This window comes from Streptacidiphilus sp. EB129 (assembly GCF_041262645.1).
GTDB lineage: Bacteria > Actinomycetota > Actinomycetes > Streptomycetales > Streptomycetaceae > Streptacidiphilus.
The window spans coordinates 137,685-160,952 of sequence record NZ_JBGCCS010000003.1; the positions used below are offsets into that span (position 1 = coordinate 137,685).

Here is a 23,268-nt window from a genome sequence, read left to right on the forward strand (position 1 = left end):
CGGGGAGCCGCGTGGACGGTGCCGTCGCAGTCGTGCCCTCAACGGCCCAACGAGGTGACGCGGCGTAGGTTACGAACGCCGCCGGAACCGCCGGGAAGCCGGGGACGGCGGCGCCGCGTCCCCCAGGGCGGTCGGGAAACCACGGCCGGTCACGATAGGGTTCCAGCACGTCCGGACCGCATCGCGGGGGCGGTGCGCGGGCGAGCGGAGCGAGGGAGCGTCACAGTGTCGGGTGGAGAGGTCGCGGGCCTCGTCGTCGCGGTGTTCTGGGCGGTGCTGGTCACCCTGCTCGCCGTGGTGCTGGTCCGGCTCGCGGGCGCGCTGCGCGCGGCCACCACCCTGGTCGCCACGGTCACCGAACGCACCGTGCCGCTGCTGGACGAGGCGGCCGAGACCCTGCGGGCCGCCAACGACCAGCTGGTCCGGGTCGACGAGATCACCGCCAACGTCCAGGACGCGGCGGCCAACGCCAACGCGCTGTCCTCGACCATGGCGGCCACCCTGGGCGGCCCGCTGGTGAAGCTCTCCGCGTTCAGCTACGGCGTCCGCAGCGCCGTCGCCCGGCAGCGGTCCAACGGCCGGCCCGAGCGGTACGTGCCGCAGCAGACCGAACGGGACCTGATCGCGCGGATGGTCAAGGCCGAGGTGCAGGCCGCGACCGCGCGGCGGCGCGGGATGTTCGCCCGGCTACTGCTGACGAAGAAGGGCTAGACCACGATGCGTCGGATCTTCTGGATGGCCGTGGGCGCGGGCGCCACCGTGTGGACGCTGAACAAGGCCAACCAGGTCGCCCGCAGCCTGACCCCCGGTAGCCTGGCCGACAGCGCCGCACGCGGCGCCGTCGACGTCGGCGAGGCGGTCCGCTCCTTCGCCGGCGAGGTCCGGGCCGGCATGGTCCAGCGCGAGCTGGAGCTCAACCGGCAGCTGGGCCTGGACGGCAGCGTGCTGGCCGCCCCCGGCACGCCGGGAGCACCGGTGCTGCGCGGCAGTGCCGCACAGCAGCGCGTGGTCGCGCAACAGCGACTTTCCGACCGAAAACGAGTCGCGCTTTCCCCCGCCGCACCCTCTACTACAGACATCACCCCGTACAACCGGAATGAGGACAACTGATGGAGTCGGCTGAGATCCGCCGCCGCTGGCTGCGATTCTTCGAGGAGCGCGGGCACACCGTCGTCCCCTCGGCGTCGCTGATCGCAGACGACCCGACGCTGCTGCTGGTCCCGGCCGGCATGGTGCCCTTCAAGCCCTACTTCCTCGGCGAGGTCAAGCCGCCCTTCAGCCGCGCCACCAGCGTGCAGAAGTGCGTCCGCACCCCGGACATCGAGGAGGTCGGCAAGACCACCCGGCACGGCACCTTCTTCCAGATGTGCGGCAACTTCTCCTTCGGCGACTACTTCAAGGAGGGAGCCATCAGCTACGCCTGGGAGCTGCTCACCTCCTCGGTCGCCGACGGCGGCTTCGGGCTGGACCCGGAGCGGCTGTGGGTCACGGTCTACCTGGACGACGACGAGGCCGAGTCGATCTGGCGCGACAGGATCGGCGTCCCGGCCGAGCGGATCCAGCGCCTGGGCAAGAAGGACAACTACTGGTCCATGGGCGTGCCCGGCCCCTGCGGCCCGTGCTCGGAGATCAACTACGACCGCGGCCCGGAGTTCGGCGTCGAGGGCGGCCCGGCCGTCAACGACGAGCGCTACGTGGAGATCTGGAACCTGGTCTTCATGCAGTACGAGCGCGGCGCGGGGGACGGCAAGGAGGACTTCCCGATCCTGGGCGACCTCCCGGCCAAGAACATCGACACCGGCCTCGGCCTGGAACGCCTCGCGATGATCCTGCAGGGCGTGCAGAACATGTACGAGACCGACACCCTGCGCGTGGTGATGGACAGGGCCACCGAGCTGACCGGCGTCCGCTACGGCGCCGCCCACGGCAGCGACGTCTCGCTGCGCGTGGTCGCCGACCACATGCGCACCTCGGTGATGCTGATCGGCGACGGCGTCACCCCCGGCAACGAGGGCCGCGGCTACGTGCTGCGCCGCATCATGCGCCGCGCGGTCCGCAACATGCGGCTGATGGGCGCCACCGGTCCGGTCGTCGGCGAGCTGGTCGACACCGTGATCAGCACCATGGGGCAGCAGTACCCGGAGCTGGAGACCGACCGCAAGCGCATCGAGACCGTCGCGCTCGCCGAGGAGAGCCGCTTCCTGAAGACGCTCAACGCCGGTACCAACATCCTGGACACCGCCGTCAGCGAGACCAAGGCCGCCGGCAGCGCTGTGCTGGCCGGGGACAAGGCCTTCCAGCTGCACGACACCTACGGCTTCCCGATCGACCTCACCCTGGAGATCGCGTCGGAGCAGGGGCTGACGGTGGACGAGGACGGCTTCCGCCGTCTGATGAAGGAGCAGCGGGACGCGGCCAAGGCCGACGCCAAGGCCAAGAAGATGGGCCACGCCGACGTCTCCGCCTACCGCGAGGTGGCCGACCGCGCCGGGGCCACCTCCTTCATCGGCTACACCAGCAACGAGGGCGAGTCCACCGTCGTCGGCCTGCTGGTGGACGGGGCCCCGGCCCCGGCCGCGCTGGAGGGCGACGAGGTCGAGGTGGTCCTGGACCGCACCCCCTTCTACGCCGAGGGCGGCGGCCAGCTCGCGGACCAGGGCCGGATCCGGCTGGAGTCCGGCGCGGTGGTCGAGGTCCGCGACGTCCAGCAGCCGGTGCCCGGCGTGTACGTGCACAAGGGCAGCGTGATGGTCGGCGAGGTGGTGCTCGGCGCCTCCGCGCACGCCGTCATCGACGTCACCCGGCGCCGGGCCATCGCCCGCGCCCACAGCGCCACCCACCTGACCCACCAGGCGCTGCGCGACGCGCTCGGCCCCACCGCCGCCCAGGCCGGTTCGGAGAACTCGCCCGGCCGCTTCCGCTTCGACTTCGGCTCGCCCAACGCCGTTCCCGGCGGGGTGCTCTCGGACGTCGAGCAGAAGATCAACGAGGTGCTGGCCCGTGAACTCGACGTCACCGCCGAGGTGATGGCGATCGACGAGGCCAAGCGGCAGGGCGCCATCGCCGAGTTCGGCGAGAAGTACGGCGAGCGGGTCCGCGTGGTCACCATCGGCGACTTCTCCAAGGAGCTCTGCGGCGGCACGCACGTCGGCAACACCGCCCAGCTGGGCCTGGTGAAGCTGCTCGGCGAGGCCTCCATCGGCTCCGGCGTGCGCCGGGTCGAGGCCCTGGTCGGCGTGGACGCGTACCGCTTCCTGGCCCGTGAGCACACCGTGGTCTCGCAGCTCACCGAGCTGGTCAAGGGCCGCCCGGAGGAGCTGCCGGAGAAGATCGCCGGGATGCTCGGCAAGCTCAAGGACGCGGAGAAGGAGATCGACCGCTTCCGCGCCGAGAAGGTGCTGCAGGCCGCGGCCGGTCTGGCCGCCGCGGCCGAGGACGTCGCCGGTATCGCGCTGGTCGCCGCCCGGGTCCCGGACGGTACGTCAGCGGACGACCTGCGGAAGCTGGTTCTCGACGTCCGCCAGCGCGTCACGGGGGGACGCCCCGCCGTGGTCGCGGTGTTCACCGTCGCCAACGGCCGTCCGCTCACCGTGATCGCCACCAACGAGGCGGCCCGTGAGCGCGGGGTCAAGGCCGGGGCGCTGGTGCGCGCCGCCGCCAAGACCCTCGGCGGCGGCGGTGGCGGCAAGGACGACGTCGCCCAGGGCGGCGGCACCGACCCGAACGCCGTCGAGCAGGCCATCGCCGCGGTGCGCCGCGAGGTCGGCCAGGCATGACCGGGAGCACGTTCCGGCGGGGGCGGCGGATCGGCGTGGACGTGGGCGACGCCCGGATCGGGGTCGCGTCCTGCGACCCCGACGGGATGCTGGCCACCCCCGTCGAGACCGTCCCCGCCGGGCCGCGCTCCCAGGCGCGGCTGGTGGCGCTCGCCGAGGAGTACGAGGCGGTCGAGGTGGTCGTCGGGCTGCCGCGCTCGCTGAACGGACGGGAGGGCCCGGCCGCCGTCAAGGTCCGGGCCTACGCCGAGCAACTGGCCCGGCGGCTGGCGCCGGTGCCGGTGCGGCTGGTGGACGAGCGGATGACCACGGTGACCGCCGCCGCCGGGCTGCGGGCCTCGGGGGTGAAGGCGAAAAAGGGACGCTCCGTGATCGACCAGGCCGCGGCCGTGGTGATCCTGCAGAGTGCCCTGGAGGGCGAGAAGACCAGCGGCAGGCCGCCGGGCCAGGTCGTGGAGCCGGTACGGCCATCGGAGTGAACTGGGCGCCCCGGACGGCGCGGGAGAACGGCGTGACTCGGCGTTAGCGGTTGATTTGTCCTACTGCGCTGCCTGCTTCCGGGTGGCTTAGGGTAACGTTCCGCATCACGACTTGCCGGATGGCGCGTCGGTTCGATCGTCGGCGGGGAAGTCCCGTCCGGCCGGAGGGGATGCCGGTCGCCACGTCGTCCAAGGGGAAGCATGACCGACCAGGGCCGCGGCTACGGCAGCGCACCGTGGGGACACGAGGACCCGCAGCAGGGCGTCCCGTACCCCCAGATGTCCGGCGGACCCCAGCCACACGGCTGGGGTGGCCCCCAGGGACAGGACCCCTATCAGACCGGCCAGCAGCCGGTGCATCCCTACCCGCAGCAGCAGCCCCAGCAGGGATACCCGCAGCAGGGCTACCCCCAGCAGCAGCCCCAGCAGGGCTATCCCCAGCAGCCGGGGTACGGGCGGCAGCCGGACTACCCGCAACAGCCCGGGTACGGGCAGCAGCCGGGCTATCCGCAGCAGCCCCAGCAGCCTCACCAGCAGGGTTACCCGACGCGCGGCCGGGCCAACGTGCCCGGCGCGGCCCCGGTCCAGCCGCAGGCACCGGTCCCGCAGGCCCCGGTGCTCGGCCCGGACGGGATCGACTGGGAGGCCGAGGCGGCGGCGCTGGACGCGCACGCCGCGGCCCCGGTCCACGAGGAGCCGCCGCCGGCGGACGGGTTCGGCGCGGAGGAGTACCCGCAGGACGAGCACGCCGACGGCGAGCACGAGCAGGGCGCCGGGGAGTACGACGAGGAGGAGGACTACCAGCCCTTCCTCGCCGAGGAGGACGACAGCCGCAGTGGCGAGCGCCGCCGCAAGCAGCAGGGCCGCAGCGAGCGCAAGCGCAGCGGCGTGGCCTGCCTGGGCATGTCGTTCCTGCTGGTCGCCGCGGTCGCGGCCGGCGGCTACTTCGGCTACGGCTTCTATCAGAGCCACTTCGGCCCCGCGCCGGACTACGCGGGCGCCGGGACCGCCAACACGGTGACGATCACCATCCCGGACAGTGCGACCGGCTGGGTGATGGCCAACACGCTGAAGTCGGCCGGGGTGGTCAAGAGCAGCCAGGCCTTCGTCGACGCCTACCAGAAGAACCCCAAGGGCACCAGCATCCAGCCCGGCTCCTACACCATGCACCTGGAGATGTCGGGCACCGACGCGGTGGCCTTCCTGGTGGACGCCAACGGCGGCGACGCGCTGATCATCCCCGAGGGCCTGCGCGCCACCCAGATCTTCCCGCTGATCGACAAGAAGCTCGGCGTCGCCGCGGGCACCACCGCCGCCGCCGCCAAGGCCGACGTCAAGCAGCTGGGCCTGCCGGCCTTCGCCAACGGCAACATCGAGGGCTTCCTGTGGCCGACCCGGTACTCGGTCAGCCAGGGCATGAAGCCGGACGACCTGCTGAAGCAGATGGTGGCCAACGCGGTCGGCAAGTTCCAGTCGCTGCAGATGGACAGCGGCGCGTCCGGCGCCAGCCTGCAGAGCGGCTACCAGGTGCTGATCGAGGCCAGCATCCTGCAGGCCGAGGGCAACAACTCGGAGGACTTCGGCAAGATCGCCCGGGTGCTGAACAACCGGCTCAACTCCACCGCGGCCAGCCCGACCCAGGGCAAGCTGGGGCTGGACACCACGCTGCAGTACTTCCTGGGCCGGAAGAACTTCACCAACCACGAGAAGGACACCATCACCTCGGGCTACAACACCTACTACAACAAGGGCCTGCCGCCCGGCCCGATCACCAACCCGGGCGACGCGGCGATCCAGGCGGTGCTCAACCCGACCCCGGGCGGCTGGATGTACTTCATCGCGATGGACTCCAACAACACCCAGTTCGCGAACACCTTCGACGAGTTCAAGGTCTATGTGAAGCAGTACTGCACGGACCACCACCAGGGTTTCGACCCGGTCGCGGGGCAGTGCAACTGATGCGCGCCGCCGTCCTGGGGTCGCCGATCGCGCACTCGCTGTCGCCGGTGCTGCACCGGGCCGCGTACGCGGCGCTGGGCCTGAGCGGGCACCGCTACGACCGCTTCGAGGTGGACGAGGCCGCGCTGCCCGGCTTCCTGGCCGGGCTGGACGTGGCCGGCGAGGGCTGGACCGGGCTGTCGCTGACGATGCCGCTGAAGCGGGCGGTGATCCCGCTGCTGGACCGGGTCAGCGACACCGCGCTGGCGGTGGACGCGGTCAACACCGTGCTGTTCCACGCCGACGGCAGCCGGAGCGGGGACAACACCGACGTGCCCGGCCTGGTCGCGGCGCTGCGGGAGCGGGGCGTCGGCACGGTGGAGTCCGCGGCCGTGCTCGGCGCCGGTGCCACCGCCTCCTCGGCGCTGGCCGCGCTCGGCCAGATCTGCACCGGCGAGGTCACCGCCTATGTCCGCGGGCCGGAACGGGCGGCGCAGATGCGGGAGCTCGGCGAGCGGCTGGGGGTGAAGGTCGGCACCGCGCCCTGGGAGCGCGCGGCCGAGGCCTTCGCGACCCCGCTGACGATCTCCACCACCCCGGTCGGCGCCACCGACCACCTCGCCGACGCCGTCCCGGCCGCGCCCGGGGCGCTGTTCGACGTGCTCTACCACCCCTGGCCGACGGCGCTCGCCGCCGCCTGGTCCGGCCGTGGCGGCACCGTGCTCGGCGGCCTCGACCTGCTGGTGCACCAGGCGGTGCTGCAGTGCGAGTTCTTCACCGGCGTCCGCCCGGCTCCACTGGCCGCCATGCGCGCCGCCGGTGAGGCGGCGCTCGCGGCCGGCGGCTGACCGCCGACGGGCCGGCAGCCGCCGACGAGGGCGGGGCGGACGGCGGCTGGGCCGGCGACGGTGCGCCGGTCCCACCGGGGGTCCGGGACCTGGACGGATTCGAAGCTCCGGCACTGATCGTGGGAGGATCATCGTGACGGACGACTGATCTAAGGAGCACCGTTGGGTACCTTGCGCTGGCTGACGGCGGGGGAGTCGCACGGCCCTGCACTGGTGGCGACGCTGGAAGGCCTGCCGGCCGGTGTCCCCGTGACCTCCGAGCTGGTCGCGGACGCGCTCGCGCGCCGGCGGCTCGGCTACGGGCGTGGTGCCCGGATGAAGTTCGAGCAGGACCAGGTCACCTTCCTGGGCGGGGTCCGGCACGGGCTGACCATGGGCAGCCCGGTGGCCGTGATGGTGGGCAACACCGAGTGGCCCAAGTGGGAGCAGGTCATGTCGGCCGACCCGGTCGACCCGGAGATCCTCGCCGGTCTGGCCCGCAACGAGCCGCTGACCCGGCCCCGGCCGGGCCACGCCGACCTGGCCGGAATGCAGAAGTACTCGCTGGACGAGGCCCGTCCGATCCTGGAGCGCGCCAGCGCCCGGGAGACCGCGGCCCGGGTGGCGCTGGGCGCGGTCGCGCGCGCCTACCTCAAGGAGACCTGCGGGATCGAGCTGGTCTCGCACGTGGTGGAGCTCGGCGCGGCCAAGGCCCCGGCCGGCGTGGTCCCGGTGCCCGCCGACGAGGCGCGGCTGGACGAGGACCCGGTGCGCTGCCTGGACGCCGACGCGTCCAAGCGGATGGTCGCCGAGATCGACCAGGCCCACAAGGACGGAGACACCCTGGGCGGTGTGGTCGAGGTGCTCGCCTACGGCGTTCCGGTGGGTCTCGGCTCGCACGTGCACTGGGACCGGCGTCTGGACGCGCGGCTGGCCGCCGCGCTGATGGGCATTCAGGCGATCAAGGGCGTCGAGGTCGGCGACGGTTTCGAGCTGGCCCGGATCCCCGGGTCCCAGGCGCACGACGAGATCGTCCCCGGCGCCGAGGGGGTGCGCCGCACCTCCGGCCGCTCCGGTGGCACCGAGGGCGGCCTGTCCACCGGCGAACTGCTGCGGGTCCGCGCCGCGATGAAGCCGATCGCGACGGTTCCGCGGGCACTGGCCACCATCGACACCCGCACCGGCGAGGCCGCCAAGGCGCACCACCAGCGCTCCGACGTCTGCGCGGTGCCGGCCGCCGGCATCGTCGCCGAGGCGATGGTCGCGCTGGTGCTGGCCGACGCGGTGGCGGAGAAGTTCGGCGGCGACAACGTCTCCGAGACCCGCCGCAACGTCCAGGGCTACCTCGACCACCTCGTCGTCCGATGACCACCCCGCAGACCACCCCCGACACCACCGCGGAGAGAACCGCGGGGACCACCACTGCGGCGGCCGGGCCGCTGGTCGTGCTGATCGGGCCGCCCGGCTCCGGGAAGTCGACCGTGGGCGCGATCCTGGCGGCCCGGCTGGGCGTCGGCTACCGGGACACCGACGCCGACGTCGTCGCCACCGCGGGCAAGCCGATCGCGGACGTGTTCGTCGACGACGGCGAGCCGCACTTCCGCGCGCTGGAGGCGGCGGCGGTGCGGGACGCCCTGGCCGGGCACCGCGGCGTGCTGTCCCTCGGCGGCGGCGCGATCATGCGTGCGGAGACCCGCGCGCTGCTGGCCGGCCGCCCGGTGGTCTTCCTCGACGTGGGCCTGCACGACGCGGTCAAGCGGGTCGGCCTGGACGCCCCGCGCCCGCTGCTGATCGGCAACCCCCGCGCCCGCTGGCGCGAGCTGATGGAGCAGCGCCGCCCCCTCTACACCGAGGCCGCCCGTGTCGTGGTGGCCACCGACGGCCTGACCCCCGACCAGGTGGCCGACGCCGTCCTCAACGCGCTGGAGCTGGAGAAGGCATGACGGACAGCCACCCTGCGTCCCCCGACGAGGTGACGCGTATCCGTGTCGGCGGCACCGCCGGCACCGCCCCGTACGACGTGCTGCTGGGCCACAACCTGCTCGGCGAGCTGGCCTCGCTCATCGGGAGTTCGGCCCAGCGGGTCGCGGTGGTGCACCCGGAGGCGCTGGCCGCCACCGGTGAGGCCATCCGCGACGACCTGGCCGCCCAGGGCTACCAGGCCATCGCGCTGCAGGTGCCCAACGCCGAGGAGGCCAAGAGCGCCGAGGTCGCCGCCTACTGCTGGTCGGTGCTCGGGCAGACCGGCTTCACCCGTACCGACGTGATCGTCGGCGTGGGCGGCGGCGCGACCACCGACCTGGCCGGGTTCGTGGCCGCGTCCTGGCTGCGCGGGGTGCGCTGGATCGCCATGCCCACCACGCTGCTGGGCATGGTCGACGCGGCGGTCGGCGGCAAGACCGGCATCAACATCGCCGAGGGCAAGAACCTGGTCGGCGCGTTCCACCCGCCGGCCGGCGTGCTGGCCGACCTGGCCACGCTGGCCTCGCTGCCGCGCAACGACTACATCAGCGGCCTGGCCGAGGTGATCAAGACCGGCTTCATCGCCGACCCGGCGATCCTGGACCTGATCGAATCCGACCCGCAGGCCGCCACCAGCCCCGAGGGCCCGCACACCACCGAGCTGATCGCCCGCTCGATCAAGGTCAAGGCCGAGGTGGTCTCCGGCGACCTCAAGGAGTCCGGCCGCCGGGAGATCCTCAACTACGGCCACACCCTGGCGCACGCGATCGAGCGCAACGAGCGCTACAAGTGGCGGCACGGTGCGGCGGTCAGCGTGGGCATGGTCTTCGCCGCCGAACTCGGCCGGCTGGCCGGGCGGCTGGACGACGCCACGGCCGACCGGCACCGCGCGGTGCTGGCCTCGGTGGGCCTGCCGCTGAGCTACCAGGCGGACGCCTGGCCGAAGTTGCTGGACACCATGAGGCTGGACAAGAAGTCGCGCGCCGACATGCTGCGCTTCATCGTGCTGGACGGCCTGGCCAAGCCCACGGTGCTGGAGGCGCCGGACCCGACGCTGCTGGTCGCGGCCTACGCCGAGGTGGGCAAGTGAGCGGGCCGCAGCGGGTGCTGGTGCTCAACGGCCCCAACCTGGGCCGCCTGGGCAGCCGCGAGCCCGACGTCTACGGCTCCACCTCCTACGCAGGGCTGGTGCAGCGCTGCACCGCGCTGGGCCGGGAGCTGGGCCTGGAGGTCGAGGTCCGTGAGACCAACGACGAGGGCGAGATGATCCGCTGGCTGCACGAGGCCGCCGACGGCAAGCTGCCGGTGGTGATCAACCCCGGCGCGTTCACCCACTACTCGTACGCGATGCGGGACGCGGCGGCGCAGCGGACCGCGCCGCTGATCGAGGTGCACATCTCCAACCCGCACGCCCGCGAGGAGTTCCGGCACACCTCGGTCATCTCCGCGGTGGCCTCCGGCACCATCGCGGGCTTCGGCGTCGGCTCCTACGAACTGGCGCTGCGCTCGCTGGTCTGACCGTGCGCCTGCCCCATCCGGCGGCGCCCGCACCGCTGTTGTGACCGCCCCCGCCTCGCGCCCCCTCCGGGACAGCCCTGATGGAGAGGCGTGGGGCGGCGCGGTATCGTCGTTTCGGCGACGGCAGCGAGCAGGAGGTGACGCCGTGAGCGAGGGGCACTACCAAGGCAGTCTGCCCGCGCCCACGCCAGGGCCGCCCAGGGCCACGCTGCAGCTGCGGGCCGTGCCCCAGTCCGCCGTGCCCGAGGCCGCCGCGCACCAGCACAGCCACCCGCAGCACGGCCAGCCACACCCCTTTCCGGTGCCGCCGCCGGCGCCGGCCGGGCACTTCCTGATGCCGGGCCCCGCCGCGCGGCCGACGCCCCCGCACGGGCCGGTCGCGGTGCTGCTGATCGGCCCGGCGGGCGCCGGCAAGACCTCGGTGGCCCGGCACTGGGCCGACCACCGCGCCACGCCCACCGCGCACATCAGCCTGGACGACGTCCGCGAGTGGGTCAGGGCCGGTTTCGCCAACCCGCAGCAGGGCTGGAACGACCAGTCCGAGGCCCAGTACCGGCTGGCCCGCCGCACCTGCGGCTTCGCCGCCCGCAACTACCTCGCCAACGGCATCTCCTGCATCATCGACGACGCCGTCTTCCCGGACCGCCCGGCGATCGGCCTCGGCGGCTGGAAGCGGCACGTGGGGCCCGCGCTGCTGTCGGTGGTGCTGCTGCCGGGCCTTGACGTGGTGCTGGCCCGCAACGCCGAGCGCTCCGGGGTGCGCAGGCTCTCCGACGAGGAGGTGGCCCGGATCCACGGCCGGATGGCCGGCTGGTACGGCTCGGGGCTGCCGATCATCGACAACTCGAAGCTGGACGTCCCCGGCACCGCCGCCGCCCTGGACCGGGTCGTCGCCGGAGCCCTGGCCCACCAGCGCCCCTGGTGACACCAGCGCGCCCGAGCGGCGCGCTGACCGGTCAGTGCCTACGCTCGGAGCATGGCCGAAGGGTATGCGGACCGCTGTGACCGACTGCGCGAGCGCTGCGGCGCCGCCGGGCTCGACGCGGCGCTGGTCACCAGCCCGCCGAACATCCACTGGCTCACCGGTGCCGACCCGACTGGTGCGGCCGCGCTGCTGCTCACCCGTACGGAGGTGCGCACCGGCGATCCGGTGGTGCTCGCGGCCACGTTCTGCGCCGGGCTGGCGCTCGGCGTGGAGGAGCACGACCTGACCGTGGCCCGGCACCGCGCGGTGACCGCTGCGGCCGCCGCCCGCGAGATCAGGGACCTGGGCCGGGCCGTCGAGCAGCTGCGGACCGTCAAGGACGAGAGCGAGATCTCCCTCCTGCGGATCGCCGGGGAGATAGCCGACCAGGCCCTGGGCGAACTGCTGGAGTCCATCCTGGTCGGCCGCACCGAGCGGCACCTCGCCATGGAGCTGGAACGCCGGATGGTCGACCACGGCGCGGACGGCACCGCCTTCCCCACCCGGGTCGGCACCGGTGACCACTCCGGCCTGGCCGACCACCACCCGGACGACCGCAGGGTCGAGGACGGCGACCTGCTCACGGTCGCCCTCGGCGCCTGCTACCGGGGCTACCGGACCGCGGCGACCAGGACCTTCGTGGTCGGCCTCAGCCCGGCGGAGTGGCAGACCGAGCTGCACCGGCAGGTGTTCGACGCCCAGCGCGCCGCCCGCGAGTCGCTCGCACCGGGGGTCCCGCTCGACGCCGCGGACCGGGCCGCGCGCCGGGTCCTGGACGCCGCCGGACACGCCGTGGACCACCCCGAGGAGGGCGCCGGACGGGGAGTCGGCCTCCAGATCGGGGAGGACCCGCACCTCGGTCCCCAGGAGTTGGGTAAGCTTGACAATCGTGTGCCGGTCACCGTCGGCGTCGGGGTCACTCTCCCGGGCCGGGGCGGCGTCCGGATCGAGGACACGCTCGTCGTCCGTCCCTTCGAGGACGGGGGCCCCGAGCTGCTCACCATAACGACCAAGGAGCTCCTCGCCCTGTGACCCTCCCGGGTCCGTGGACACGGTGTCTTGGTTCTGTTGCTTGACAGACAGCGAATATCTCAGGAGTTAGTGCGACCGTGGCTTCCACCAACGACCTCAAGAACGGCATGGTGCTCAAGCTCGACAACGACCAGCTGTGGTCCGTCGTCGAGTTCCAGCACGTCAAGCCCGGCAAGGGCCCGGCCTTCGTGCGCACCAAGCTGAAGCACGTGCTGTCCGGCAAGGTCGTCGACAAGACCTTCAACGCCGGCGTGAAGGTCGAGACGGCCAGCGTCGACAAGCGCGGGATGCAGTTCTCGTACAAGGACGGCGAGGACTTCGTGTTCATGGACATGGACACCTACGACCAGATCCACATCGGCACCGCCGTCCTCGGCGACGCCGCCAACTACCTGCTCGAGGGCAACGAGGCCACCGTGGCGATGTACGAGGGCGCGCCCCTGTACGTCGAGCTGCCGACCTCGGTCGAGCTGGTCATCGAGTACACCGAGCCCGGCGTCCAGGGCGACCGCTCCACCGGCGGCACCAAGCCCGCCCGTCTGGAGACCGGCCACGAGATCGGCGTTCCGCTGTTCATCACCACCGGTGAGAAGATCAAGGTCGACACCCGCACCGGTGACTACCTCGGCCGGGTGAACTCCTAACCGTGTCGACCGCACGCAACAAGGCCCGCACGCGCGCCTTCCAGATCCTCTTCGAGGCGGACCACCGGGGTGTCGCTCCGCAGTCCGTGCTCGCCGACTGGGTGCGCCGCGCCCGGACCCCGGACGAGGGCACGCCGCAGGTCAGCGAGTACACGATGGAGCTGGTCGAGGGCTACACCCAGCACGCCGCGCGCATCGACGACCTGCTCGCGACGTACGCGGTCGGCTGGACCCTGGACCGGATGCCGATCGTGGACCGCAACGTGCTGCGCCTCGGCGCGTACGAGCTGATCTGGGAGGACGGCGTCCCCGACGCCGTCGTCCTGGACGAGGCGGTCGAGATCGCCAAGGAGTTCTCGACCGACGACTCCCCGGCGTTCGTCAACGGACTGCTGGCCCGCCTCAAGGACCTCAAGCCCTCGCTGCGCGCCACCCGCGACTGACGTCCCGTACGCCGCGAGCCCGGCTCCGTCCCCCCTCGGGGAGCGGTGCCGGGCTCTTTGCGGTCACCGCGTGTCACTTTTGGTGACACTTCTGTTACACAGCGTGCGTATGGGGCTGTCGGGGCGGGGGAGGACGGGAGTAGTAGCTGCACCGCCAGCCGGACCCGAGGAGACACCATGGCCGCCAGGCACGCCCGTACCCGCCCCGCCGCCCGGACCGCAGGCCCCTGCCGTCACGCCTCTGCCGGCCGGACGTCGAGTGGCCAGCCGTCGAGTGGCCAGGCAGCCCGCCGCCAGTCCTCCGGCCACCGGCCGGTCCGGGCCCCGCGCTGCGTCCCGGCCGCCGAGGCCACCCTGCTCGGGGTGATCACCACCCGTGAGGACTTCGAGCTGCTCCGGCTGGACGGCGGCACCGAGTACGCCTCCTTCGCCGAGTACCTGTGCGACGTACGGGAGCTGCTGGAGGACCTGGACCACACCGACGGGGTGGTCCGGGGCCGCGCCTTCCACCCCGGCGACCTGGCCGAGTTCTGCGAGCGCCACGGTCTGTCCCCGGCCGACCCGGAGAGCCACGCCGCCTACACCGCCGACCCGACCGCCGACGTCGAGTGGGTCCGCTACGAGGGCGAGACGCTGGGCGAGTTCCTCGCCCGGCTGATCGCCGCCCGCGAGCGCGGCCAGCTGCACCGGCGGCTGGAGCGGCTGCTGCTGGAGACCGCCGAGGCCGCCCCGACCGGGGTCTTCCCGGACGAGCCGCTGCGGGTCGCCTACGAGCAGGGGGCGGTCGCGCTGCGGCGGATCCTGGTCGGCGCCGGACCGGGACGGTTCCGGCTGGTCTGCGGGATCCGCCCGCCGGAGGGCCCGGTGGAGGCCTGCGCCGATCTGGTGCTGGACAGCGTCCCCGGCGCGGAGCAGCGGGGCGAGGTGCTGCGGATCGAGGAGGCCGACCTGGATCTGCTCTGCTCGCTGCTGTGCACCGCGTTCGCGCTGGGACTCCCGGGCAGCGTGCTGCTCTCGGGAGTCTGCGACCGGCGCGGCTCGGTCGCCTGGGGCTGGGAGTTCACCGGGGCGGACTTCGTCCCGCGGAACGCGGCGGACGTGCTGATGGAGCTGAGTGGGACGGCGGCGGCGTGGGTGGGGGTGTGCCTGCCGGGGTTTCCGCTGGAGCGGATCGGGCTGGAGTGAGGAAGGGGCGCGGGGAGCTGTGCTGCCGACCTGCACCTGTGTGGTGGGTTGGCAGCGCAGTTCCTCGCGCCCCTGGGGGTGCTTGCTCGTGTGCCTAGGCCTGGGTCTTGCGGGGGAGGAGCTGGACCAGGGCGGCGAGGAGGAGTTCGACGGCGACGAGGCCGACGAGGCCCTGCCGGAAGGCGGTGGGGAAGCCTTCCCCGTGGCCCAGGGCGCCGTAGAAGACGATGCCGATCAGGGCGATCCCGAGGGCCCCACCGACCTGCTGCACGGTGGCCAGTACTCCGGAGGCCGAGCCTGCCAGCTGCGGACTGACGCGGGTCAGCACCGCGCCGGTCAGCGGGGCGATCACCATGCCCATCCCCAGACCGTCCACGACCAGGCCCGGCACCAGCCAGGCCACTCCGGCGGTGCCGCCGCCGGTGCCGATCCCGCCGACGGCGGCCCACAGCAGGGCCAGGCCCAGTGCCATCACCACCGCGCCCAGGGCCACCACCTGACGGCCCATCCGGGCGGCCAGCAGATGCGCGGTCATCGAGGTGGCCAGGTAGCCGGCACCGATGGCCATGAACACCACGCCCGAGGCGAGCGCGTTCAGTCCGCGTCCCTGCTGCAGGTACAGCGCCAGCACCAGGAAGAACGAGCCCTGGCCGAGCCAGAAGGCGAGGGTGGCGAGCATCCCGGCACTGAAGGCCCGCTCCCGGAACAGCCCGGTGTGCACCAGCGGGGAGCCGGGGCCGTCCGCCGCCGTGCGGCTGCTGAGCCGGTGCTGGTGGCCGACGAAGGCCGTGAACAGCAGCGCGGAGCCGCCCAGGCAGAGCCAGGTCCACAGCGGCCAGCCCTGCGACTGGCCCTGGATCAGCGGCAGGACGAGGGACACCAGCGCGGCGGAGACCAGCGCGACACCGGTGTTGTCCAGCCGGGGGCGGTGCGGTGCGCGGGACTCGGGAACGCTGCGCGGTACCAGCAGCAGGGTGACCGCCCCGACCGGGAGGTTGATCAGGAAGCAGCTGCGCCAGTCCAGGCCGAACAGGTCGGCCCTGATCAGCACCCCGCCGATGAGCTGCCCGAACACCGCACCGATGCCCATCGTCAGCCCGTACATCGCGAAGGCCTTGGCCTGTGCCGCGCCCTGGTAGGTGGTCCGCAGGATCACCAGTACCTGGGGCCCCATCAGGGCAGCCGACAGGCCCTGGACGATCCGGGCCCCGATCAGGAACCCCGGTGTCGGGGCCAGCCCGCAGGCCGCCGAGGACACCGTGAACAGGCCCAGCCCCAGGGCGAAGATCCGGCGCCGCCCGAGGATGTCGCCCAGGCGGCCCGCGGTGATCAGCCCGGCGGCCAGAGCCAGGCTGAAGCCGGCCACGATCCACTGGATGGCGGAGGCGCTCGCGCCGAGGCGCAGCTGCATGGAGGGGATGGCCACGTTGACGATGAAGAAGTCCAGCGCGGTCATGAAGGTCGCAGTCAGTACCACCGGCAGCAGACCCCTGGGCGGTGGAGTCGGTATCGGGGCCGGCGTGGAAGCGGTGGTGGCCGGGGCGGTGGAGGTGGTCATCAGGTGCTCCTGAAGTCTGGGACGGGACACGCGGATTGGGTATGTGCGGTGGGGCTCCGTACGGGGCTGAGGGAGCAGCCCCGTACGGAGAACCGGGGGTGGGCCGGGCGGATCAGGCGGACGGGACCTTGTCGAGGAAGCCGTGCACGTCCTTGATGCGCCCGTCGCCGTCGGCGACCAGTACGTCGAAGCCGACGACCAGCGCCTCGCCGCCCTGCGGGCCGAGCTCCCAGGTGAAGCGGGCGATGTCGTGGTGCGCGTCGACCGGCCCGCCGAGGGTGAACACCAGGCCGGCGAACTGGCCCTGCACCGCGCCGAGGGTGGCGTCGATCGCCTCCCGGCCGACTGCGGCGACCAGCGGGTCGGTGTAGCTGCACTGCTCGGCCCACAGTTCGTCGACCAGCAGTCGGCGCGCGGTGGGGTCGGTCTCGTTCCAGGTGGCGATGTAGCGCTCGGCCAGGTCCTGGAGGTCGCGGAGGTCGCTCATTTTTCTGGTTCTCCCTGTCGTTCCGTGTGGCTGACTCGGTGTGTTCCTGCAGGTCAAAAAGTTACGCGGGACGGAGCGGGCCGGAATCAGTCACGCTTAGGTACTTTCCGCGCGGTGTCGACCGGCGGCCCTGGGTAGGGTTCGGACAGACGGGGACGGGGAGGGAACCGGTGCTGTACGGGCGTGAGTACGAGTGGGCCGCGGTCGAGGCGCTGCTGGACGGGGCGCGGTCCGGCCGCAGCGGGGTGCTGGTCCTGCGGGGGGAGCCGGGGATCGGCAAGACCGCCCTGCTGGACCACGCGGTGGGTGGTGCACCGGAGTTCGGCCTGCTGCGTGCCACCGGGGTGGAGTACGAGGCCGAGATGCCGTTCGCCGGATTGAGCCTGCTGCTCACCCCCGCCCTGGACCGGGTCCCGGAGCTGCCGGGGCCGCAACGGCGGGCCCTGGAGCGTGCGTTCGGGCTCGTGGACGACGCGGCGCCGTCCGCGTCACCCTCCGACCGGCTGCTCACCGGGCTCGGCGTGCTCACCCTGCTTGCCGAACTCGCCGAGGAGAAGCCGCTGTTGTGCGTCGTCGACGACGCCCAGTGGCTGGACCGGGCCTCCGCCGAGGCGCTGCTGCTGGCCGCGAGGCGGCTGCAGGCCGAGGGAGTGGTGCTGCTGTTCGGCGCCCGGGACGGCGAGGGGTCATGGTCCGCCCCGGGTCTGCCCGAGCTGTGCCTGGGCCCGATCGCCGAGGAGGACGCCACCGCCCTGCTGGCCGAACGGGCCGCCGGGCTGTCGGACTCCGGCCGCCGGCAGGTGCTGGACCAGGCGCACGGCAATCCGCTGGCGCTCACCGAGCTGCCGGCCACGGTCGCCGCCGAGGACCGGGCCGCGACGGGTGGGCCCGTCGGGCCGGTCGACTCCGCGGGTTCGGTGCCGGTCGCCGGGCGGCTGCAACTGGCCTACCACGGCCAGGTCAGCCGGCTCCCGGCCGCCACCCAGACGCTGCTGCTGGTCGCCGCAGCCGAGGAGTCCGGGGACCTCGACGTGATCCTGCGCGCCTCGGCCGCGCTGGGGGCGACCCCCGAGGACCTGCGCGCCGCCGAGGACGCCGGTCTGGTCCGGATCGCCCACCTCGACGGGCAGCGCCAACTGGCCTTCCGGCACCCGCTGCTGCGCTCCGCCGTGCACCAACGGGCGCCGCTGGCCCAGCGACTGGCGGCGCACCGCGCGCTGGCCGAGGCGGTGGGCGACGGGAGCCGTCGCGCCTGGCATCTGGCCCTCGCCGCCACGGGTCCGGACGAGTCCACCGCGGCCGCCCTCGAAAGCGCCGCCGAGCAGGCGGCCCAGCGCGGCGGCCATGCCGGAGCCGCCGCGGCCTACGAGCGCGCCGCCCGGCTCACCCCCGACCCCGGCGCCGCGACCCGCCGCTACACCTGCGCGGCCGAAGCCGCCGCCGAGGCAGGCGAGTTGCCACGGGCCGCCGACCTGGCCACCCGTACGCTGCGCCGGCTCCCGGTCGGTGGCGAGGAGCTGACGAGAGCCCAACTCCTGCTGGTGCAGGGGGTCACCCAGTTCTGGCGCGGCTCGCACCAGGCCGCGCTGGACCTGCTCTGCCGCACCGCCGACCTGGCCGCCGAGGTCGCGCCGCAGCAGGTCGCCCGGGTCCTGTTGCAGGCGTTCCACGTCGCCTGGTACCTGGGGGAGCAGCCGCTCGGGCAGGTCGTCGACCGGCTTGCCGTGCTGGACCGGTCCGGCCGTGGCGCGACGCCCGGTCCCACCACCGCGCAGGTGCGCTACCTGCTGGACGTCACCGAGTCGCTGCTGGGCCGTACCGACCGGATCGCCCCGCCGCTGGCCGACACGGTGACCAGGGCCCGCCGGGCCGGGGCCCAGATCCCCGCCGACCTGGCCACGGTCTGCGGGGCGGCCCTCATCCTGGGCCGCGACGACGAGGCCGCGCGGCTGGCCGAGGACCTGGTCGGCGAGGCGCGCGCGGTGGGCGCGGTCGGGGCGCTGCCGACGCTGCTGTTCTTCCTGGCCGAGGGCGAGCTGTTCCACGGACGGCCCGGCGAGGCGCTGGCCCACGCCGCCGAGTCGCTGCGGATCGCCGAGGACATCGGCCAGGACCAGTGGGCCAGCCAGATGCACAGCTTCCTCGCCTATCTGGCCGCCGTGCGCGGCGACGAGCAGGCCACCCGCGACGGCGCCGACCGTTCGCTCGCCGCCGCGATCGCCGGGCGGCCCTGGACGCAGTGGGCCCTGGGCCTGCTCGACCTCGGCCTGGGCCGCGCCGAGGACTGCCTGACCCGGCTGGAACCGCTGGTGCACGGGGTGCAGCGGCACCATGTGGCCGGGCTCCGGGCCGTCCCTGACCTGGTCGAGGCGGCGGTACGGCTGCGCTGTCCGGAGCGTGCGGGCGACGCGTTCGAGTACTTCCGGAACTGGGCCGGACGGACCGGGCAGCCCTGGACCAGGGCGTTGGTGCTGCGCTGCGAGGCACTGCTCGGCGCGGACACCGACGCCGAGGAGCGCTACACCGCCGCACTGAAGCTGCACGACGAGCAGCAGCGCCCCTGGGACCGGGCCCGCACCGAACTGCTGTACGGGGAGTGGCTGCGCCGCGAGCGTCGCCGGAGCGAGGCGCGCGCGCCGCTGCGCTCGGCGCAGTCCGCGTTCGAGCAGTTGGGGGCGGCCCCGTGGGCGGAGCGGGCCCGAGCCGAACTCGGGGCCACCGGCACCCCGGCTCCGCAGGGGCGGACCGCCCCGGGCGCGCTGGCGGCGCTGACCCCGCAGGAGTCGCAGATCGTGCGCCTGGCCGCCCAGGGGCTGTCCAACCGGGACATCGCCGCGCAGCTGTTCCTCAGCGCGCGGACCGTCGGCTACCACCTCTACAAGGCGTATCCCAAGCTCGGCGTGGCCTCCCGGGCCGAGCTGGCCGGGGTGCTCTGAGGCGGCCTCAGGAGACCGGGGTCCAGGCCTGGGTGGTGGAACCCGCGCCGGCCGGGTCGGCGACCACCGGGGACAGTGCGGCGCTGCCGGTGCTGTCCAGGACGTAGCCGGTGGCGGGGTTGGTGATGGTCAGCGCACCGGTGGCGGCGCTCTGGGTGACGTTCCACTTCTGGTAGGCGTTGGCGGGGTCGTCGGTGTTGGACACGGTTACCGTGCCGCCCGCGCCGGTCGGAGCGGTCAGCGTGCCGTCGATCTGGGTGCCGGTGTAGCAGCGGTCGTGGATCCTGACGGTGCCGTCGGCGTTCGCGGTGAACTGCCACTGCTCGGAGGTGTGGGTGGGCCACCAGGTGTTGAGGTCGGCGTCGCCGCCGGCCGGGGCGCTGCAGGTTCCGGCCACCTCAAGGACGGTGCCGGTGCTGCCGCCGTTGCTGATGCTGTGGAACCTGCCGTCGTTGACGACGGCCGCGGGCACGGTGGCCGGGGGAGCGCTGAGCCGGTACATCGCCACGCCGTGCGGTGCGACGGTGGCCTGCAGCGTGCCGGTGACGGTGCCGGTGGCCTTCGACCACAGGTCCTCGGCGGCGTAGCTGCCGCCGGTCAGCCCGAGCGCGGAGAGGCTGGTGCTGACGGTCTGGCTGTTGTTCGGGTCCTGGTTGACCAGCAGTACCGCCGTGTCGCCGTTGGCCAGTTGGCGCTTGAGCACCACGGGCGCGGTGGCGGAGCCGGGCGGGCTGCCGACCAGGGTGGCCGGCTTGGCCAGGGTGTCCTGGTCGACCGCGACCACGTCGGCGTTCTTGTAGATCGCCAGGCCGGCGGCGCTGACTCCGGTGGACCAGGTGACGCCGCCGGAGGTGTGCTGGGAGTCGGCGGCGGTGCGGAAGTCGGCACCGGAGATCAGCGGGGCGGCCATCATCGACAGGATCGACACCTCGGACTGCGACTCGGTGTCGGTGAACGGCTTGTGGCAGCCGCAGGTGTCGGTGACGCCGTAGTCGCCGTAGGGGTCGTTCCAGCCGGCGAACATCATGTCCATGTCGTTCCAGCTGCCGGGGCGGACGTTGCCCGGGTACTGCAGCGCGGTCTGCAACTGGCCGTTGTAGAGCACGCCGTTGAGATCGCTGCCGCGGTCCCCGCCGATCCGGCAGAGGTTGGCCACCTGCCCGCACCACACGCCGGTGGGGGAGTAGCCGGGCGCGTTGTACTGCGGGGTACCGGCCGCCACCACCACCGGGTCGGTGCGGGCCGGGTCGTTCGCCGCCTCCAGGTAGGGGACCCCGGTGTGCACGGGCTGGGCGGAGACGCTGAGGGTGACCCGGGGGCGGCCCTGGGCGGCGGAGGCGGCGTCGAGGGCCTTCTGGAAGGTCTGCACCCGGGCGTACATGGACTCGGTGAGTTCCCTGCCCTCGCCCTGGGTCCCGTAGTTGTGGCCGTCGGGGCCGGTGATGGCCGGGCCGTAGGGGCAGTCGTCGTACTTGACGTAGTCGACGCCCCAGGAGACGAAGTCGTTGGCGTCGGTGGTCTCGTGGCCCAGGCTGCCGGGGTGGCCCTGGCAGGTGGTGTAGGTGTCGGTGCCGTAGATCCCGAACTTCATGCCCTTGCTGTGCGCGTACCAGGCCAGGTACTGGATCCCGTTCATCGTCCGGCCGTTGACGGTCTGCGAGGGGAAGCTGCCGTTCGGGACCAGGTGGCCGGAGGTCGGGTCGTTGCCGGTGCCGTCGGTGCCCAGCACCGGGTTGCCGCTGTTGTCGTACAGCTGCATCGCACCGTAGGCGTTCTTCACCAGATCGCTGCTCTGGTCACTGCGGTGCGACAACGACCAGCCGTCGTCGATCGTCACCGTGTTGTACCCCGCCGCCACCAGGCCGTTGGCCGACATGAAGTCGATCGTCTGCTGCACCTGCTGCTCGGTGACCCCGGTCCCCAGGCTGTTCCAGGAGTTCCAGCCCATCGGCGGAGTGAGAGCGGTCCCGTTGTTCAGGGCGGCTGCTGGGGTGGCGGTGTCCAGTGCGGCTATGCCCAGGCCGGGGAGGGCCAGGGTCAGGGCGAGCAGGGCGCGGGTGAGGCGCACGGTGGCTCCAGGGAAGGTGTGGCGGGTGGGGGATTGACTGTCGACTTCTGTTGAAAATGAACACATGCCAAACAGGCATCAACAGAAGTGAACGGAACCGTAGCCGCTCGTGCCATGGCATACAAGACATGTCACAGAACACGTCACGCCTGAAGGCGCACCAAGCCCGCCGCGCGGAGACGTCACGCCGGCGGGCCACCACTGCGGGTCACCCCGACGTCAGCTGCCGCTCCAGCGGGGTGCGGAACCGCGGCGTGACGCGGACCTCGCCGATGAACGCGCTCAGCCGGGCCGCCTCGGCCCCGACCGCCGCCTCGGCCTCTCGGCCCACGTCCTCCAGCAGCCGCCAGACCAGCTCACCGTCGGCGCGCTGCGCCCAGCCGCCGACGATCCGCCCGTCCCACCACACGCTGGGGCCGATGTTCCCGGTCCGGTCGAACAGCTCGGCGGTGTGCTCCGGTGGCAGGTACCAGTCGCGCTGCCGCCAGCCCATCCCGGTCGGGTCCAGGGCCGGGAGCAGTGCCGGATACGGTGCGGCGGGCTCGGTGCGGCCGGTGTCCCCGGGCAGCACCCAGCCGGTCCCCTGGTCCAGCGTCACCGACCGCGCCGCGCAGGCGGTCAGCGCGGCGCGGACCTGGCCCAGGGTCCAGCCGGTCCACCACTTCAGATCCTCCTCGGTGCCCGGGCCGTAGCCTGCCAGCCAGCGGCGGACCAGCTCGGCCCGCGCCTCGGCGGCGGGCAGCGCGGGCAGCGGCTCGCCGGGCACCCAGCGGAACTGGCTGGACGCCCAGCTGCCGCGCGGACGGTCGCGGCGGATCCTGTTCTCGGCGGCCAGCACCCGCAGCACCCGGCTGGCCACGGCCTGCCTGGTCTCGTAGGGCTTGCCGACGGCGACGGTGACCTGCTCCCGCAGTGCCGGCACCGCCGCTCCCAGCTCGGCGCCGGTCAGCGGCCCGGACCCGGTCAGCGCGGCGAGCACGTCCCGTTCGGCGGCGGCCAGCCAGGCCGCGTCCCAGCCGCCCCCGTCGGCCAGGTGCGCCACCAGGCCCTTGCGCTCCTTCGCGGCGATCGGACGGGCGGCGGCCGAGTCCACCACCGCGGCAAGCTCCGAACCGACCACGAACATGGTCCGGCGCATCGCCAGCAGCCGGACCAGCGTCACGTCCGCGTAGAGCGCCTGTTCCAGGCGCTCGGGGCTGGGGTCGTCCATCCGGGCCGCGACGGCCAGGAAGACCGTGGCCGCGTCGGTGGCGTGCAGCCCGACGAGCGTGTCTGCGACGGCCTCGGGGGTGAGTACCCGGGCCGACGGGGCGAGGAGGTGGCGGGTGGCCAGCCGGGCCCTGCGTTCCGCGACGGTGATCTGCACGGCACCAGGGTAGGCGCCGGGCGCGGGGACGGCCCGCGCCCACGGCGGGTCGGCGCCGTTGACGGACAGATCACCGCCGCAGATT

20 protein-coding genes are annotated in these 23,268 nt (G+C 73.2%); 16 read left to right on the top strand and 4 right to left on the bottom strand.

The features are described from left to right. The first annotated feature begins 225 nt into the window (after nt 1–225). The 15 genes from ABH925_RS04835 to ABH925_RS04905 all read left to right on the top strand — a co-directional run bounded on the left by ABH925_RS04835 (nt 226) and on the right by ABH925_RS04905 (nt 14,768). Nucleotides 226–711 (top strand): DUF948 domain-containing protein, encoded by a 486-nt coding sequence (locus ABH925_RS04835; RefSeq protein WP_370145566.1) that lies wholly within the window; start codon nt 226–228, stop codon nt 709–711. 6 nt (nt 712–717) lie between these two features. Next, on the top strand, nt 718–1,110 hold the full coding sequence (locus ABH925_RS04840; RefSeq protein WP_370145568.1) for a DUF6167 family protein: 393 nt from the start codon (nt 718–720) through the stop codon (nt 1,108–1,110). Beyond that, a complete protein-coding gene (gene alaS, locus ABH925_RS04845) occupies nt 1,110–3,776 on the top strand; it encodes an alanine--tRNA ligase (RefSeq protein WP_370145569.1) in 2,667 nt (888 codons plus the stop codon). The genes ABH925_RS04840 and alaS overlap by 1 nt, the downstream gene beginning before the upstream one ends. Beyond that, nucleotides 3,773–4,255, top strand: a complete 483-nt coding sequence (ruvX, locus tag ABH925_RS04850; protein ID WP_370145570.1) for a Holliday junction resolvase RuvX — start codon at nt 3,773–3,775, stop codon at nt 4,253–4,255. The genes alaS and ruvX overlap by 4 nt, the downstream gene beginning before the upstream one ends. Before the next feature lie 201 nt (nt 4,256–4,456). Then, on the top strand, nt 4,457–6,214 hold the full coding sequence (gene mltG / locus ABH925_RS04855; RefSeq protein WP_370145571.1) for an endolytic transglycosylase MltG: 1,758 nt from the start codon (nt 4,457–4,459) through the stop codon (nt 6,212–6,214). Further along, the gene (locus tag ABH925_RS04860) at nt 6,214–7,041 is read left to right on the top strand and encodes a shikimate dehydrogenase (protein ID WP_370145572.1); all 828 of its coding nucleotides are present in this window, start codon (nt 6,214–6,216) and stop codon (nt 7,039–7,041) included. The genes mltG and ABH925_RS04860 overlap by 1 nt, the downstream gene beginning before the upstream one ends. A 162-nt stretch (nt 7,042–7,203) precedes the next feature. After that, nucleotides 7,204–8,388 (top strand): chorismate synthase, encoded by a 1,185-nt coding sequence (gene aroC / locus ABH925_RS04865; protein WP_370145574.1) that lies wholly within the window; start codon nt 7,204–7,206, stop codon nt 8,386–8,388. Next, nucleotides 8,385–8,963, top strand: coding sequence for a shikimate kinase (locus tag ABH925_RS04870; protein ID WP_370145576.1), 579 nt, complete (start codon nt 8,385–8,387; stop codon nt 8,961–8,963). The genes aroC and ABH925_RS04870 overlap by 4 nt, the downstream gene beginning before the upstream one ends. Then, a complete protein-coding gene (aroB, locus tag ABH925_RS04875; protein WP_370145578.1) occupies nt 8,960–10,072 on the top strand; it encodes a 3-dehydroquinate synthase in 1,113 nt (370 codons plus the stop codon). The genes ABH925_RS04870 and aroB overlap by 4 nt, the downstream gene beginning before the upstream one ends. Beyond that, complete coding sequence (gene aroQ, locus ABH925_RS04880; protein ID WP_370145579.1) at nt 10,069–10,500, top strand: type II 3-dehydroquinate dehydratase; 432 nt, start codon at nt 10,069–10,071, stop codon at nt 10,498–10,500. The genes aroB and aroQ overlap by 4 nt, the downstream gene beginning before the upstream one ends. A gap of 145 nt (nt 10,501–10,645) precedes the next feature. Beyond that, nucleotides 10,646–11,425, top strand: coding sequence for an AAA family ATPase (locus tag ABH925_RS04885; RefSeq protein WP_370145580.1), 780 nt, complete (start codon nt 10,646–10,648; stop codon nt 11,423–11,425). A gap of 51 nt (nt 11,426–11,476) precedes the next feature. Next, nucleotides 11,477–12,496, top strand: coding sequence for a M24 family metallopeptidase (locus ABH925_RS04890; protein WP_370145581.1), 1,020 nt, complete (start codon nt 11,477–11,479; stop codon nt 12,494–12,496). A 77-nt stretch (nt 12,497–12,573) separates the two neighbouring features. Next, complete coding sequence (gene efp, locus ABH925_RS04895; RefSeq protein WP_370145583.1) at nt 12,574–13,140, top strand: elongation factor P; 567 nt, start codon at nt 12,574–12,576, stop codon at nt 13,138–13,140. A gap of 2 nt (nt 13,141–13,142) precedes the next feature. Beyond that, the gene (gene nusB, locus ABH925_RS04900; RefSeq protein ID WP_370145585.1) at nt 13,143–13,583 is read left to right on the top strand and encodes a transcription antitermination factor NusB; all 441 of its coding nucleotides are present in this window, start codon (nt 13,143–13,145) and stop codon (nt 13,581–13,583) included. 177 nt (nt 13,584–13,760) lie between these two features. After that, nucleotides 13,761–14,768, top strand: coding sequence for a hypothetical protein (locus ABH925_RS04905; protein ID WP_370145586.1), 1,008 nt, complete (start codon nt 13,761–13,763; stop codon nt 14,766–14,768). A 94-nt stretch (nt 14,769–14,862) separates the two neighbouring features. On the opposite strand, the gene ABH925_RS04910 is transcribed toward ABH925_RS04905, so the two are convergent. Together ABH925_RS04910 and ABH925_RS04915 are read right to left on the bottom strand one after the other, a co-directional pair. After that, complete coding sequence (locus ABH925_RS04910) at nt 14,863–16,326, bottom strand: MFS transporter (RefSeq protein ID WP_370145587.1); 1,464 nt, start codon at nt 16,324–16,326, stop codon at nt 14,863–14,865. 112 nt (nt 16,327–16,438) lie between these two features. Continuing rightward, a complete protein-coding gene (locus ABH925_RS04915; protein WP_370145588.1) occupies nt 16,439–16,813 on the bottom strand; it encodes a nuclear transport factor 2 family protein in 375 nt (124 codons plus the stop codon). A gap of 170 nt (nt 16,814–16,983) precedes the next feature. Between ABH925_RS04915 and ABH925_RS04920 the strand changes: the two genes are divergently transcribed. Continuing rightward, complete coding sequence (locus ABH925_RS04920; protein WP_370145589.1) at nt 16,984–19,749, top strand: AAA family ATPase; 2,766 nt, start codon at nt 16,984–16,986, stop codon at nt 19,747–19,749. A gap of 7 nt (nt 19,750–19,756) precedes the next feature. Here ABH925_RS04920 and ABH925_RS04925 read toward each other — a convergent pair whose 3' ends face one another. Further along, nucleotides 19,757–21,817: a hypothetical protein gene (locus ABH925_RS04925; RefSeq protein WP_370145590.1), complete on the bottom strand. Its 2,061-nt coding sequence runs from the start codon at nt 21,815–21,817 to the stop codon at nt 19,757–19,759. Nucleotides 21,818–22,025: 208 nt separating this feature from the next. After that, entirely contained in the window at nt 22,026–23,183 is a 1,158-nt protein-coding gene (locus ABH925_RS04930) for a winged helix DNA-binding domain-containing protein (RefSeq protein ID WP_370145592.1), read from the bottom strand. Nucleotides 23,184–23,268: the final 85 nt, after the last annotated feature.